At 66.9% G+C, this 13,673-nt stretch carries 13 protein-coding genes; 6 read left to right on the forward strand and 7 right to left on the reverse strand.

Going from position 1 to position 13,673, the window contains the following annotated elements; translation table 11 throughout:
• Window positions 1–3: 3 nt before the first annotated feature.
• From BMW87_RS04460 to mgrA, 4 genes are all read right to left on the reverse strand, one after another.
• A complete protein-coding gene (locus BMW87_RS04460; protein WP_093075224.1) occupies window positions 4–1,014 on the reverse strand; it encodes an LLM class flavin-dependent oxidoreductase in 1,011 nt (336 codons plus the stop codon).
• A 101-nt stretch (window positions 1,015–1,115) separates the two neighbouring features.
• A complete protein-coding gene (locus tag BMW87_RS04465) occupies window positions 1,116–1,616 on the reverse strand; it encodes a P-loop nucleotide/nucleoside kinase family protein (protein ID WP_093074476.1) in 501 nt (166 codons plus the stop codon).
• A 38-nt stretch (window positions 1,617–1,654) separates the two neighbouring features.
• Entirely contained in the window at window positions 1,655–1,852 is a 198-nt protein-coding gene (locus BMW87_RS34675; RefSeq protein WP_143047731.1) for a hypothetical protein, read from the reverse strand.
• 106 nt (window positions 1,853–1,958) lie between these two features.
• Window positions 1,959–2,999, reverse strand: coding sequence for an L-glyceraldehyde 3-phosphate reductase (gene mgrA, locus BMW87_RS04470; RefSeq protein ID WP_093054901.1), 1,041 nt, complete (start codon window positions 2,997–2,999; stop codon window positions 1,959–1,961).
• 215 nt (window positions 3,000–3,214) lie between these two features.
• Between mgrA and BMW87_RS04475 the strand changes: the two genes are divergently transcribed.
• Genes BMW87_RS04475 through BMW87_RS04490 form a run of 4 tightly spaced genes read left to right on the forward strand, consistent with a single transcriptional unit; the run spans window position 3,215 to window position 6,803 of the window.
• A complete protein-coding gene (locus BMW87_RS04475) occupies window positions 3,215–4,279 on the forward strand; it encodes an ABC transporter substrate-binding protein (protein ID WP_093074478.1) in 1,065 nt (354 codons plus the stop codon).
• A gap of 10 nt (window positions 4,280–4,289) precedes the next feature.
• Complete coding sequence (locus tag BMW87_RS04480; RefSeq protein ID WP_093054897.1) at window positions 4,290–5,099, forward strand: ABC transporter ATP-binding protein; 810 nt, start codon at window positions 4,290–4,292, stop codon at window positions 5,097–5,099.
• Window positions 5,096–5,926: an ABC transporter permease gene (locus BMW87_RS04485; RefSeq protein ID WP_093074480.1), complete on the forward strand. Its 831-nt coding sequence runs from the start codon at window positions 5,096–5,098 to the stop codon at window positions 5,924–5,926. The genes BMW87_RS04480 and BMW87_RS04485 overlap by 4 nt, the downstream gene beginning before the upstream one ends.
• 13 nt (window positions 5,927–5,939) lie before the next feature.
• Complete coding sequence (locus BMW87_RS04490) at window positions 5,940–6,803, forward strand: substrate-binding periplasmic protein (protein ID WP_256216656.1); 864 nt, start codon at window positions 5,940–5,942, stop codon at window positions 6,801–6,803.
• 23 nt (window positions 6,804–6,826) lie between these two features.
• On the opposite strand, the gene BMW87_RS04495 is transcribed toward BMW87_RS04490, so the two are convergent.
• Complete coding sequence (locus tag BMW87_RS04495) at window positions 6,827–8,314, reverse strand: MFS transporter (protein ID WP_093074484.1); 1,488 nt, start codon at window positions 8,312–8,314, stop codon at window positions 6,827–6,829.
• 127 nt (window positions 8,315–8,441) lie between these two features.
• Between BMW87_RS04495 and BMW87_RS04500 the strand changes: the two genes are divergently transcribed.
• A complete protein-coding gene (locus tag BMW87_RS04500; protein WP_093074486.1) occupies window positions 8,442–9,374 on the forward strand; it encodes a LysR substrate-binding domain-containing protein in 933 nt (310 codons plus the stop codon).
• Window positions 9,375–9,510: 136 nt separating this feature from the next.
• A complete protein-coding gene (locus BMW87_RS04505) occupies window positions 9,511–11,244 on the forward strand; it encodes a carboxylesterase/lipase family protein (RefSeq protein WP_093074488.1) in 1,734 nt (577 codons plus the stop codon).
• A 34-nt stretch (window positions 11,245–11,278) separates the two neighbouring features.
• On the opposite strand, the gene BMW87_RS04510 is transcribed toward BMW87_RS04505, so the two are convergent.
• Both BMW87_RS04510 and BMW87_RS04515 read right to left on the reverse strand, forming a co-directional pair.
• Entirely contained in the window at window positions 11,279–12,511 is a 1,233-nt protein-coding gene (locus BMW87_RS04510) for an SAM-dependent methyltransferase (protein WP_093074490.1), read from the reverse strand.
• A 159-nt stretch (window positions 12,512–12,670) separates the two neighbouring features.
• Window positions 12,671–13,663 carry an AraC family transcriptional regulator gene (locus tag BMW87_RS04515; RefSeq protein WP_093054883.1) on the reverse strand — a complete coding sequence of 331 codons (993 nt, stop codon included), beginning with the start codon at window positions 13,661–13,663 and terminating at the stop codon, window positions 12,671–12,673.
• Window positions 13,664–13,673: the final 10 nt, after the last annotated feature.

The following is a 13,673-nucleotide window of genomic DNA, read 5'->3' on the forward strand; positions in this document are numbered from 1 at the left end:
GGCTCAGGCCGGCACGGGTGTCGATTTGTGCGCCTTGGCGAGCAGTTCGACGGATGCGTGACGCTCCGCGAAACCGGCCACCGGGATGTCGATGACGAACTCCTCGATGCCGTAGCGCTCGCTCAGTGCATCGAGCGCATCGCGCACCTCTTCACCGGTGCCCGCGACCACATGAGGGCGGCGTTCTTCGGTGCGGTAGTCGCTCACGCCAGCCTGCCGCGCGAACTCGGCGGCGGCTTCGAGGCTCGGCAGGTTGACGCTCTGGCCGGTAGGCAGGTGCACGCGAAAGCTGCGCAGCGCGCCGACAAGCTCCGCGGCTTTCTCGTGCGTCTCTGCCGCGAATGCAAAGAGCGCGAGCAGCGGTGCGCGCCCCGACTCCGCGCGATAGGCATCGAGCGATTGCGCGAGATTCACCGGATCGCCGTTGAAGTGCCCCGCATAGACGAACTGCCAGCCGAGTCGCGCAGCAAGCACCGCGCTCTCGGGGCTGCCGCCGAGCAGCACGCGCTGCGGCAACTGCGGCGGGTTGGGCGTGGCAACCGCACCGGCCAGCGCATGGCCGGAGGCAATGCCGTCGTGCAGGAATGCATCGAGCTCGGCCAGGCGCACGCCGAAGTCTTCGCCCTTCTTCACCGGATCGTGCAGCCACTGCAGCGCCTTGCTCGTCAGCGGCAGGCCGCCCGGCGCCTTGCCGATGCCCAGGTCCACGCGACCCGGTGCCAGCGAGGCCAGCACGCGGAAAGTCTCGGCCACCTTGAATGGGCTGTAGTGCTGCAGCATGACGCCACCCGTGCCCACGCGGATGCGCGAAGTCTTCGCAAGCACGTGCGCAGCCAGCACTTCGGGCGCCGAGCCTGCGTAGTTCTTGTTGCCGTGATGTTCGGCGAGCCAGTAGCGGCGGTAGCCCAGCCGCTCAGCGCTCTGTGCGAGCGAGATGGTGTGCTGGAACGCCTGTGCGGCGTCGGAGCCTTCGGGAATCAGGCTCTTGTCGAGCAGGGACAGCGAGTAGGACACGGTGTGAGGCGGGAAGCGCCCTTGAAAGAATTGCTTCAAATTCTCTTGGGCATCGCGCGCACCGTTTGCGCCGAATTTCTATATCGATATCTGCTGAGTGCTCAGTCGCGCAGGTAAGACAGGATCGATTGCGCGGCCTCGCGCGCGCTGACGGACGCAGTGTCGATGACGAGACGTTGCGTGGTCCACGGTTCGTAGTCGCGCTGCTGCACGGCCGCCCATGTCGGTGGCACGAGGCCCGGCACATCGATGCTTCGCTGCTCGACGCGGCGCCGATGCTCGGGGATGTCCGAACACACGATCTCGACCTCGACGATGCGCGACGAGGCGTCCGCCGCAACAGCCTGCCATGCCTCGCGCGTAACTGGCAATGGATTGACGCAGTCAGCCACGACCGTCAGCCCGAGCGAAAGATTGGAGCGGGCCAGCTCGTAGGCCACAACGTAGCCGGCCGGGCCGACCTCGCCGGCCAGCGCATCAGTCGACCGCAGTGCCTGCTCGATGGTGTCGATGCGCAGGTACACGCAAGGCACGAGCGCGGCTATCTCGCGTGCGATGGTGGTCTTGCCGGTGCCGGGCAGGCCACCCAGAACGATCAGCATCTTCTTGCGTCTCCAGGTTCAGGGCCCTGGTGCGGAGTTCACCACGAATGCGGCAGCAAGGCCAGAGCGGCCGCAGCATGCAACCGCCGCAGCGCCCTCACCGGCACATAGCCATGCGGCGCACGCCGCGCCACTTCGTGTGCCGAGCCTGGCGGAATGCGCCAGGCCTTGGTTGTCAGGGCGAGAACGTGGCGGGCCTGGGCCGCCGGGGAAACGTAGTGGGTACGCAGTGGCATGGCAACGGTCGAAAGAAAACTTCGGCCGATTCTGCGCAGTGCCACTGCTTTTCCAAAGACGGATTCCAAGTTACCTGATGCGGTTCGCGAATCGCGATCCCGGGCTTCAGGCGAAATCGGTCGATGGCTTCTCCCAGAGATTGACGCCGCCTTCCACCGCGTACTTGTCGATCTCGGCCAGCTCCTCTGTGCTCAACGGCGCATGCGACAGCGCCGCAACGTTGTCGACGATCTGCTCGGGCCGGCTCGCGCCGATCAGCGCGGAGCTGACGCGCGGGTCGCGCAGCGTCCACGTCAGCGCGAGCTGCGCCAGCGTCTGGCCGCGGCGCTTGGCGATCTCGTTGAGCGCGCGGGCACGCTCAACGTTGGCTTCGGACAGGTGCTCCTGCTTGAGCGAGCCGCCGCCGGGCCGGTTGATTCGAGCATCGGCCGGAATGCCCTTCAGATACTTGTCGGTCAGCAGACCCTGCGCGAGCGGCGTGAAAGCGATGACGCCGGCGCCCAGTTCATCAGTCGCGTTCAACAGGTCTTTCTCGATCCAGCGGTTGAACAGGTTGTAGGCCGGCTGATGGATCAAGAGCGGCACCTTCCACTCGCGCAGCAGCGCGGCGATCTCGCGCGTCTTGCCGGCCGAGTAGGACGAAATGCCGATGTACAGCGCCTTGCCCTGCTGCACGGCCTGGGCCAGCGCGGAAGCGGTTTCTTCCAGCGGCGTGTGCGGGTCGAAGCGATGCGAATAGAAGATGTCTACGTAGTCCACGCCCAGGCGCTGCAGGCTCTGGTCGAGGCTCGCGAGCACGTATTTGCGCGAACCGCCGCCCTGTCCGTACGGACCCGGCCACATGTCCCAGCCGGCCTTGCTCGAAATGATGAGTTCGTCGCGGTACGGCTTGAAGTCCTCGCGCAGCAGCCGGCCGAAGTTGGTTTCCGCGCTGCCGTACGGCGGGCCGTAGTTGTTGGCCAGGTCGAAGTGGTTGATGCCCAGGTCGAAGGCCGTGCGCAGCAGTTGGCGCTGCGTGGCAATGGAGGTGGTGTCCCCGAAGTTGTGCCAGAGCCCGAGCGAGATGGCGGGCAGCACGAGCCCGCTGCGCCCGACGCGGCGGTAGGGAATGGCGTCGTAGCGCTTGGAGTCGGCGTGGTAGGTCATGGGTGTGTCTTGTCTTGACGGTGGATGGAGAAAAGGAAAAGAGCCGTCGAGGATGCCCCCGCAGGCACAGCGCGGCAAGCATTTCCACGCCGCTGTCGCGCTTATCCGTCGCCGCATATGCATAGGCGGTTTTTTTCGTTGGCGCAGCGCGGGGCGCTTTCTAGCATCGGCGCTCCGCCAACTCCCAGACCGCTCCCCTGCCGGAGCGCGCCGCCATGCCCATCGAAGCCTCTTCCCTCCCTTCGCGCCGCCTTGCGCTCAAGACTTTCGCCTCGCTGACCGCGGCCGGGGGCCTCGGTGGCCTGTTGCTGGCGGGTTGCTCGCGCGACGAAGGCAAGACCGCATCGGCCGGCGGCGCTCCGGCCGTGGTGAAGAAGGTCGGCGAGAAGGTTGCGTTCAAGTATCCGAACAACCCCTCGTTCGACCTGATCTACCTGGCCGACGAGCTCGGCTACTTCGAGGGCACGAACACGCGCCCCGAGTACGTGGGCAAGATCGCCGCGCCGCAGATCATTCCGCTGGTGGGCACGGGCGAGATCGACTTCGGCAGCCGCATGGTGCCGCTGGTGATCTCTGCCATTGCCTCGGGTGCCGACCTCAAGGTGGTGGCAGCAGGCGGCAAGACGCTGCAGGAAGCGCCGCACATGAAGTACTTCGTTCGCAAGGACTCGGGCATCCGCGAACCGAAGGACCTCGAAGGCAAGACCATCGGCTTCAACAGCTTCGGCGCGTGCGCCGAGTTCGTCACCAAGAAGTACCTGCGCCAGCACGGCGTGGACGTGAACAAGATCAACTTCGTCGTCATTCCCGACGAGCAGGCCGAGCAGACGCTGGTAACGCGCAACACCGACCTGGCGATCATCCACGCGCCCTTCTCGGGCCGTGCCGACAACGCCGAGCAACTGGTGCGGCTGTGGAGCGACTTCGACCTCGACGGCGGCCTCGGCGGCATGGCGCCGTACAGCGCGCACGGCCAGTTCATCCGCCAGCACCCCGAGGCGGTGCGCGACGTGGTCGTTGCACTGGCCAAGGCCGGCAACTGGGTCAACGCCAACGCCGAGGAAGCCCGCAAGCTGGTGGCCAAGCGCATCAACATGGACCTGAAGAATGTCGACCGCTATGCCTACGTCGACGACCTGGTGGTGACCGAGCCGCCGATTCAGTACTACATCGACATCCTGCAATCCGAAGGCAAGCTCGCCGCCGGCAAGGTGGCGGTGAAGGACGTGTACACGAACGAGTTCAACCCCTTCGTCAACAAGATCGCCACGAAGGCCTGAGCACGCGCCGATGACCATCAAGATCTCTGCCCGCGATGTGCGGATGGACTACGCAGCCCGCGGCGCGAGCGAGCGCGTGCGTGTGCTCGAAGGCTTCGACCTCGACGTGCGCGAGGGTGAATTCCTCTCGGTGCTCGGCCCGTCGGGCTGCGGCAAGTCGACCTTTCTCGGCATCCTGGCCGGGCTGACCGAGCGCACCGGCGGGCGCATCGCCATCAACGGCCAGCCGCTCGCGGGCATCAATCGCAACCAGGGTGTGGTGTTCCAGGGCTATGCGCTGTTTCCGTGGCTCTCGGTGCTCGACAACATTGCGGTCGGGCTAGAGATACGCGGTGTCGGCAAGGCCGAGCGCCGCCGCACCGCGCACGAATACCTCGAACTGGTCGGCCTGCATGGCTTTGCTGACCGATACCCGCACGAGATTTCTGGCGGCATGAAGCAACGCGTGGCCATTGCACGTTCGCTCGCCTACAAGCCCGACGTGCTGCTGATGGACGAGCCCTTCGCCGCGCTCGATGCGCAGACGCGCGAGATTCTCCAGGGCGAGCTGCTGCGCATCTGGGAGCAGTACCGCAAGACCATCGTGTTCATCACGCACAGCCTGGAAGAAGCGGTGTACCTGTCGGACCGCGTGGCGGTGATGACGCAGCGGCCCGGCCGCATCAAGGACATCATCGACATTCCGCTTGCACGGCCGCGCTCGGCGGAGTTGCGTCACTCGGCCGAGTTTGCCGCGTTGCGCCAGCGTGCGTGGGAGGTGCTGAAGGACGAAGTGCAGATCGGCCTGCGGCCCAGGTCGCTCGAAGGGGTCGTGTCATGAGCGCCGTGCTCGACGCGCCTGTAGCTCGCCAGCCGGGCAGCTTCTTCAAGAAGTTCGCTCGCGGCCTCGGCCGGGTGGCCGAACGCGGCATCGGCATCGTGATCTTCCTGGCGCTGTGGGAGGCCCTGCCGCGCCTTGGCATCGTGAGCGATGCCTACCTGAGCCCGCCTTCCGCCGTGATCGCGAGCATCGCCCAACTCGTCGACACCGGCCAGCTCTGGAAGCACATGGCAGCGAGCCTGCAGCGCTCGCTGTGGGGACTGGTGCTCGCGAGCTTCTCTGGCGTGGTGCTGGGCCTGCTGATCGGCAGTTCAAGGCGGCTGGCGGCCATCGTCGATCCGGTGCTGCAACTCTTTCGCCAGACGTCGGCCTTCGCGCTGTTTCCGGTGTTCATCCTGTTCCTGGGCATCGGCGAGCTGTCGAAGGTGGCGATCATCTTCTGGGCTTCGTTCTGGCCTGTGCTGCTGAGCACGGTGAGCGGCGTGAAGCAGGTCGACCGGCTGCTCGTGAACTCGGCGCTGTCGATGGGCGCGTCGCAGCGCTTCATCTTCTTCAAGGTGGTGCTGCCGGCGTCGCTGCCGTCGATCTTCACCGGCGTGCGGCTGGCGGGGGCGTACAGCATCACCGCGCTGGTGGCGGCCGAGATGATCGGCGCGCATTCGGGCCTGGGCTTTCTCACGCTGAATTCTCAGGAGACCTTCCAGATACCGACCATGTATGCGGGCATCCTGCTGCTGGCGGTGCTGGGGCTGGTGCTCAACTACCTGCTTGCGCTGCTGGAGCGGCGGTTGCTGCGCTGGCGGCGGGGGTTGAGTCTCGATGAGTGACGCTGCTTCCCCAGTGGCTTCGCGCCCCCGCCGGCTCGCGCTGGCAGGCGCCTCGCTCGTCGCGGCGGCCGCGCTGGCGGGTCTGGGCGCATCGTGGGCTTCGGGGAGCCGCCTGAGCGAACTGCCCAAGGGGCCGGTGCTGGCCAGGGCCATCGAACGCGGCACGCTGATCGTCGGCGTACGCCGTTATCCGCGCCCTGCCCCTCCCGAAGCACCGACGCCGCCGGAACCCGATGGCTTCGATGCCGCATTGGCGCGCGAGCTGGCCCGCTCGCTGGGCGTGACGCTGGAACTGGTAGGGCTGGACGCTGCTGCGCAGGACGCCGCGCTGCACGATGGCCGTGTCGACCTGCTGATCGCAGGAGTGCCGTCTGCCGCCGCGCCGAAAGGCATCGACGCCGCCCCCGGCAGCTACGACACAGGCAGTGGCCTGGTGGTCGCGCTGCGCAAGGGGCGCGTGCAGGATGCGCAGGCGCTACGCGGCGCGCCGGTCTGCGTGGGCGAAGGCTCGGGCTATGCCGGTGCAGTGGCGCTGCGATACGGGGCTGAGCCGCGCAGCTATCCCTCTTCCGTACATGCCGTGTCGGCTTTCATGGCGGGCGAATGCGCTGCGCTGGCCGAAGACACCGAAGTGTTGGAACGCCTGTTGAAGAACGACGAATGGCGCTTCTACAAGCCGCTGGCAAGCGGCCTGCGCCCGCCATCGGACGCCGCCATCCGCCTGCCGCAAGGCGACGCCGCCTCGCGCGACTACCTGGCCGCCGCGCTGCGCCAATGGCGCGCGGACGGCACGCTGGCACAGGCGCGCGGCGCGCGCGCGGGCAACCTGCAGTTCGAGATCACGCTGCTCAAGGACGGGTTCGTCTGTCATTCCTGAGTGGGCGGCGGTTCGGGGCCGGACTACTTCGGCGCCGGCTTCCCCGCCCCCACTGCATGGCTCTCCAGCCCTTCCTTGGGCAGCAGCAACGCCAGCGCGATCACACCTAGGCTCACGACCAGCATCGCCACGAAGGTGAGATGCAGCGAGCCACCCAGCGACAGACGGATGCCTGCATCCCCCGCGACGGAGCCGTGCACGCCCTGCAGCAGCAGGCGCAACTGGTCGTCGGTGAACATCATCGTGCCGTCGCCGCGCGTCAGCCCGAAATTGAAGACCGCGCCGAAGAAGGCCGCGCCCAGCGCGCTGCCGAGGTTGCGCGAGAACACGTTCGATGCGGTGGCGACGCCGCGCTGCGAAAGCTCCACGCCCTCCTGGATCAGGATCAGCGAGCTCAGGCTCATCACGCCCATGCCGAGGCCGATGATGAAAGAGCCCACGGCGGGCAGCACCGGCGAGCTGCCGGCGCCCAGCAAGGCGAAGGTCGATGTGCCCAGCGGAATCAGCGCCGCACCGGCCACCACCATGCGCCAAAGCCCGATGCGGTGGAAGGTGCGCGAGGTCAGCGTCGCGCCGATGGGCCAGCCGAGCATCACCATCGTGAGCGTGAGGCCGGCCGTGACCGACGAACGCTCGAGCACCACCTGCACGTACATCGGCAAAAAGGTCGTGATGCCGATCAGCACCATGCCGGCGAGCATGGCCGCGCCGTTCACGGTGGCGATCATCCGCGCGCCCCAGAGGCGCAGCGACACCATGGGGTCGGCCGCGCGGCGCTCCTGTGCGATGAACAGCGCGAGCGTGACGACGAACAACCCGGCCCACGCGAGCGCCACGCCTGAATTGCCGACACCGAACTCGGTCAGCGCAATCATCAGCGCCGCGATGCCGATGGTGAACAGCACCGCGCCCACCATGTCGATGGATGAGCGCCGCACCGTGGGCGCCTCGTGCAGAAAGAACCAGAAGCCCGCTGCGGCAGCCAGCCCGATGGGCACGTTGACCCAGAAGATCCAGGCCCACGACAGCTTCTGCACGATCAGCGCGCCGATGATCGGCCCGACCACTGCAGACACGGCCCACACGCTCGCGAGCCAGCCCTGCACCTTGCCGCGCTCGCGCACCGGATAGAGGTCGCCCACGATGGTGAGCGACACAGGCTGGATGGCGCCCGCGCCAATGCCCTGGATCAGCCGGAAGCAGATCATGGCCGGCATCGACCACGAGAAGCCCGCCAGCACCGAGCCGATGACGAAGACGGCGATGCCCACGAACATGATGGGCTTGCGGCCATACAGGTCGGAGAGCTTGCCGAACACCACCGTCATCGCGGTCTGTGCGAGCAGGAAGGAGGCGAACACCCAGCTGTAGAGATGCAGGCCGCCCAGCTCGGAGGCGATCTGCGGCATCACGGTGGAGACGATGGTGGCTTCGATGGCCACCATCGCCATGGAGGCCATGATGGAGGCGATGACCAGCGGGCGGTTTGTTGTTCTGTTGGGGGAGGTCATGAGCCGTGCATGCTATAGACGGCACGAGTCCCTGTCCGCTGCTCGGGCTCTCGGCGCCGTTCGTTGGCTACAGTCCGGTGCAGCCGGCCGGCGTCATCCGGGCGCCGGGCGCTTCAGAAAGCTGCGAATGGATGAACTCAATGGCGTCGTCGACGACCTGATCGCGCTCGTGCTGGTGGTGGAAGCCGGCGGGTTCAATGCTGCGAGCACGCGCCACAACATTCCCGTGTCCCGGTTGAGCCGCCGCATCGCGGGCCTCGAAAAGCGCCTTGGCGTGAGCCTGCTGGTGCGCAGCTCCCGGCGCTTCAAGGTGACGGAGATCGGCGAACGCCTGTACCAGCACGGCCTGGCGATTCGCGCCGAGACCCGCAACGCGCTCGCCGTGGCGCAGGACACGCTCAACGAGCCGTCGGGCCATCTGCGGGTGTCGTGCCCCGTCGCCATGGCCACGGGCCTGGTCGGACGACTGTGCGTGGAGTTCGTCAAGCGGCATCCGAAGGTGACGCTGACGCTGGACTCCACAGACGGGCGCCCTTCCCCTTGGAGCGAGGCGGCCGACCTGCTGATTCGCCCGAGCATCGACACGCTGCCCGATTCGAGCATGGTGTCGCGCAAGCTCGGCGATTTTCCGTACCTGCTGGCAGCCACGCCGACGCTGTTCGAATCGCTGGGCGAGCCGGCCACGCCGCAAGCGCTTGCGGCGCTGGACGACTGCCCCGCCATCGGCTGGACCTTCGGCCCGCATCCCTCGCGCTGGCTGCTGCGCGGACCCGGCGATGCCGAGGTCGAGCTGAACGTGCATCCACGTTTCACCAGCGACAGCCTGCTGCAGATCCACCAGGCGGCGCTCGCGGGCATCGGCATCGCGCGGCTGCCGGCCAGCCTGTGTGCCAAAGACCTGGAACAGGGCCGCCTGCGCGTGGTGGCGCCGGGATGGGCGCCACCGACCATCTCGATCCACGCGCTGTATCCCTCGCGCCGCGACCTCACGCTGGCGGGGCGGCAGTTTCTGGCGATGCTGGTGGAGGCCACCGAGCCCTATTCGAAAACGGTGCGATAGCGTCCGAAACTGCGTTTATCGAAACTGCATATTCAGAAAGCTGCGTTGCATTAGCCCGGGTGTCATCGCACGGTCATCGCTCCTAGCATCGGCCGCAAGTCGGGTCCGCTGTGGAACCGGCCACCCGAGGACGACGATGGCGCATCACGAGAAGAAGAGTTCTTTCCCGATCTGGCCCGAAAGCCGGCGGCGGTTCATCCAGGCGACCGGCGCGTTGATCGCGCTGCCGCTGGCCGGTTGTGGCGGCGGAGGCGGTGGCGGCTTCTCGACACCTTTTGCCGGCAACGGTACAGGCACCGGACAACAGGCCGCTGCGCCGGTCGCCGACACCACCTCGGGCCGGTTCAAGGGACAGGTCAGCGGCAGCGTTGCGTCGTACCTCGGCATTCCGTATGCCCAGGCGCCTGTCGGCGCGCTGCGCTTCCAGTCGCCGAAACCGTTCAAGCCCGCGTCCGACGTAGTGAACGCCGACAAGTTCGGCGCTGCCAGCCTGCAGACGCTGCCGCCGTACGTCACGTGGATCTACCCCGTACCGGCGCAGCAGAGCGAAGACTGCCTGACGGTCAACGTGTGGGCGCCTGCCGATGCCGCCAGGGCGCCGGTGATCGTGTGGCTGCACGGCGGCGCCTGGCGCACCGGCGCCACCAGCATGTCGCTGATGAACGGCGCGGCGCTCGCGGCACTCGGCGTGGTGGTGGTCACAGTCAACTTCCGGCTGGGTGCGCTGGGCGGCCTTTCGCACCCGGACCTTGTCGATGCCGACACCGGCAGCGTCGCCAACTGGCAGCTGCAGGACCAGATGGCCGCGCTGCAATGGGTGCACCAGAACGCCGCCGCCTTCGGGGGTGACCCGGACAACATCTGCCTGATGGGGCAATCGGCCGGCGGCACCAGCGCAGCGGTCATTGCGCAGAACCCCGTCTCCCGGAAGTTCCTGCGCAAGGTCGTGCTGTTGAGCCCCGGCAGCAACGCGGCACCGAACAGCTTCAGCCTGAAGGACGCGGCGGCATACACCGAACTGCTGGCCGCCCGCCTGAACACTACGCCGCGGGGCCTGCGCGACGTGCCGGCCGCCACGCTCCATGCGGCGGAGATAGCGCTCAACGCGCAGCCGTTGCCAGCCACCATCACGACCGGGCGCAGTTCGAAGTTCGTTCCGGTCGTGGATGCGCAGTTCTGCCTCGCGGACTGGACGCGTGCCGCATGGCCGGCCGACCTGCCCGTGATCATCACGACCACGCTGACCGAAGGCAGCTTCTTCGTCGACCTGATCGACCCCGCCACCGGCAAGGCGCTGACGGCGCCCCTGCCGCAAAACGACACGCAGCTGCTGGCATACATCACATCGCTGACCAACTCGGCCACGGTGAGCAGCCAGGTGCTTGCAAGCTACCGCCAGGCCGCGGCCGACGAGGGGCGGCCGACGGGCGCCGGCGACCTGATGGTGGAGATTTATGGCGACTACGCCATTCGCGTTCATTCGGTGCACTACGCCGGCAGGCTCGCCAGTGAAGGCAAGGACGTGCGCTTCGGCACCTACGCGCACGCCCTCAAGGCGCCGGGACACGGCGTGCCGCACTGCGCCGACCTGCCATTGCTCTTCGGCACCTACGGGCTGGACTACTACAAGGACAAGGTCGGCAACGGCACCGCGGAAGCGCAGCTGTCGGCAAGCATGGCAGCGGCGCTGGTGTCTTTCGCGCGTGAGCCTCAGGCCACGGCATTCGGCGCCGGCACAGCGTGGCCGCGCTACACGGGCCCCTTGGCGAATGCGGTGCGCATGGGCGAAGGCAGCAGCGGGGATGTGGTCGTCGGCACTGTGCCGAAGCTGGCGCAACTCGCCATCTGGGACGGTCTTCTGGGCTACTGAAGCGGCTCAGGCCGCACGCCGCCGCAACCGTCAGTCAGCCCGCATTCAACGCCGAAGTGCCGTCGTAGATGTAGCGGCGCGACCAGGGCAGCGTCTTCGCCGACCTGCCCGCCTTGCGCCCGACGATCTGGTAGATGGCCACGTCGTCGTTCTCGAAGGCATAGGCGCAGCCCGCGAGGTAGATGCGCCAGATGCGGAATTTCTCCTCGTCGACGAACGCGTGCGCCTTCTCGCTGTTGGCTTCGTAGGCATCGCTCCAGCAGCGCAGCGTCTGCGCGTAGTGGCGGCGCAGGTTCTCCACGTCGAAGGCTTCGAGACCGCCCTGCTGCATGGCCTGCAGTGTCAGGCTGATGTGCGGCAGTTCGCCGTTGGGGAACACGTAGCGGTCGATGAAGTCGCCGCCGCCGTAAGACACGCCGCCGCCCTCGGGGTCGGACGAGGTGATGCCGTGGTTCATGACCACGCCGTCGTCGGCCAGCAGCTCCTGCACGCGCTTGAAGTACGCGGGCAGGTTCTTGCGGCCCACGTGCTCGAACATGCCGACGCTGGTGATGCGGTCGAACTGGCCGGTCACGTCGCGGTAGTCCTGCAGGCGGATCTCGATGCGGTCCTGCAGGCCGGCGGCCTTCACGCGTTCGGTCGCCAGGTCGAACTGGTTCTGCGACAGCGTCACGCCCACGCAGCGCGCGCCGAACTTCTGCGCCGCGCGGATCACCAGCGCGCCCCAGCCGCAGCCGATGTCGAGCAGGGTCTGGCCCGGCTTCAGTTCGATCTTGGTGAGGATGTGGTCGATCTTTTTCAGCTGCGCGGTGGCGAGGTCTTCGTCGCCGTTCTCGAAGTAGGCGCACGAATAGACCATGTTCGGGTCGAGCCACAGCCGGTAGAAGTCGTTGGAAACGTCGTAGTGGTACTCGATGGACTTCTTGTCCGACGACCTGGTGTGCGCGAAGTAGCGCGCCATGTGCCGCAGTGCGCCGCCGGGCTTGTCCATCGATGTCTTGGCCAGCCCGTAGGCAATGTCGATGACGTCGCTGAGCTTGCCTTCGATGTCGATCTTGCTCTTGACGTAGGCCTCGCCCAGATTGTCGAGCGTGGGCTGCAGCATCAGCGACAGCGCCGCGGGCGACTTCACGTGCAGCGTGACCGAAGGCCCGCTGAAGGTGCCGAAGTCATAAGACTGGCCGTCCCACAAGGTGAGCCGTGCAGGCAGGTTGGCGCGTGCACGAACGGCGGCGCTCCACTGCGCCAGCTTCTTTTCCCAAAGCATGCATTTCTCCGTGTTGTTTGGTTCTCCCGATCACATGAACGGGCTGCTGCAGCGAACAAAACAATAGCGAAAATTTGCAAAGCCTGCATGGTCGGGACGACGCAAGAAATTGCAGCAAGTGCTACAAGGCGGCCGGCCGGCCCGTACCAGCTGTAGCCCTCAGGCTGCTTCCATCGACTCCGCGCCCATCGCGTCGTTGCCCGCCTCGCCGAGCCAGCGGCGCTTGTCGCGCAGCGGCGGTGCGCCGAACATGCGGCCGTACTCGCGCGCGAACTGCGACGGGCTTTCGTAGCCCACGTTGTGCGCGGCACTCGCCACGTCGGCGCCGGCAATCAGCATCTGGCGGCGCGCCTCCTGCAGGCGCAGCTGCTTCTGGTACTGCAGCGGGCTCATCGCGGTAACGGCCTTGAAGTGATGGTGGAACGACGACACGCTCATGTGCACCGCCCGCGCCATGTCTTCCACCCGCAGCGATTGCGCGTAATTGACGCGCAGCGCGCTGATGGCCTTGGCGATGCGCTGGGTGTGGCTGTCCTGCAGCGCGATCTGCCGCAGCCGCGCGCCTTCGCCGTTCACCAGCAGGCGGTACATGATCTCGCGCTTGATGAGCGGCGCCATGATCGGCACGTCTTCCGGCGTGTCGAGCAGCCGCAGCAGGCGCAGCACCGGCTCCAGCACCGGCATGGCGATGCGGTTGACGTACATGCCGCGCGAGGCCGGCGCGTTGGCCTTGGCCGGCAGCTTCTCGTCACCGATGAGGTCGCCGATTTCGTCGAGGGCCAGCTCCAGCCGCACGCCGAGGTACGGCTCTTTCTCGCTCGTCACGCACACCTGGCCGCACACCGGCAGGTCGACCGAGGTGACGAGATAGTGCATGGGGTCGTACACGTAGATGTCGTCGCCCACGATGATCCGCTTGGAGCCTTGTGCAATGAGGCCCAGCGCCGGCGACGCAAAGCCGTGCTTGGGGCCTTCTGGCTTGCTGATGCAGAACACCTGCAGGCCGGGCACGGCGGTGATGACGGTGCCATCCTGCCCTTGGGTGATGTGCTCGATCAGCGCCACCAGTTCCTTGCGGGCTTCGTCGAGTTCGGGTTCCAGCGGCATCGGCTGGGCGATGACGGCGGCGATTTCGGGTGTTTCGTCGGACATGTTCGGGGCC

The organism is Variovorax sp. OV084 (genome assembly GCF_900111625.1).
In the GTDB taxonomy this organism is placed as follows: domain Bacteria; phylum Pseudomonadota; class Gammaproteobacteria; order Burkholderiales; family Burkholderiaceae_C; genus Variovorax.

Excerpts from the sequence above, each read along its gene's own strand:
- BMW87_RS04465 (WP_093074476.1), bottom strand. The coding sequence starts at position 1,616 with ATGCTGATCGTTCTGGGTGGCCTGCCCGGCACCGGCAAGACCACCATC.
- BMW87_RS34675 (WP_143047731.1), bottom strand. The coding sequence starts at position 1,852 with ATGCCACTGCGTACCCACTACGTTTCCCCGGCGGCCCAGGCCCGCCAC.
- mgrA (WP_093054901.1), bottom strand. The coding sequence starts at position 2,999 with ATGACCTACCACGCCGACTCCAAGCGCTACGACGCCATTCCCTACCGC.
- BMW87_RS04475 (WP_093074478.1), top strand. The coding sequence starts at position 3,215 with ATGCCCATCGAAGCCTCTTCCCTCCCTTCGCGCCGCCTTGCGCTCAAG.
- BMW87_RS04480 (WP_093054897.1), top strand. The coding sequence starts at position 4,290 with ATGACCATCAAGATCTCTGCCCGCGATGTGCGGATGGACTACGCAGCC.
- BMW87_RS04485 (WP_093074480.1), top strand. The coding sequence starts at position 5,096 with ATGAGCGCCGTGCTCGACGCGCCTGTAGCTCGCCAGCCGGGCAGCTTC.
- BMW87_RS04495 (WP_093074484.1), bottom strand. The coding sequence starts at position 8,314 with ATGACCTCCCCCAACAGAACAACAAACCGCCCGCTGGTCATCGCCTCC.
- BMW87_RS04500 (WP_093074486.1), top strand. The coding sequence starts at position 8,442 with ATGGATGAACTCAATGGCGTCGTCGACGACCTGATCGCGCTCGTGCTG.
- BMW87_RS04505 (WP_093074488.1), top strand. The coding sequence starts at position 9,511 with ATGGCGCATCACGAGAAGAAGAGTTCTTTCCCGATCTGGCCCGAAAGC.
- BMW87_RS04510 (WP_093074490.1), bottom strand. The coding sequence starts at position 12,511 with ATGCTTTGGGAAAAGAAGCTGGCGCAGTGGAGCGCCGCCGTTCGTGCA.
- BMW87_RS04515 (WP_093054883.1), bottom strand. The coding sequence starts at position 13,663 with ATGTCCGACGAAACACCCGAAATCGCCGCCGTCATCGCCCAGCCGATG.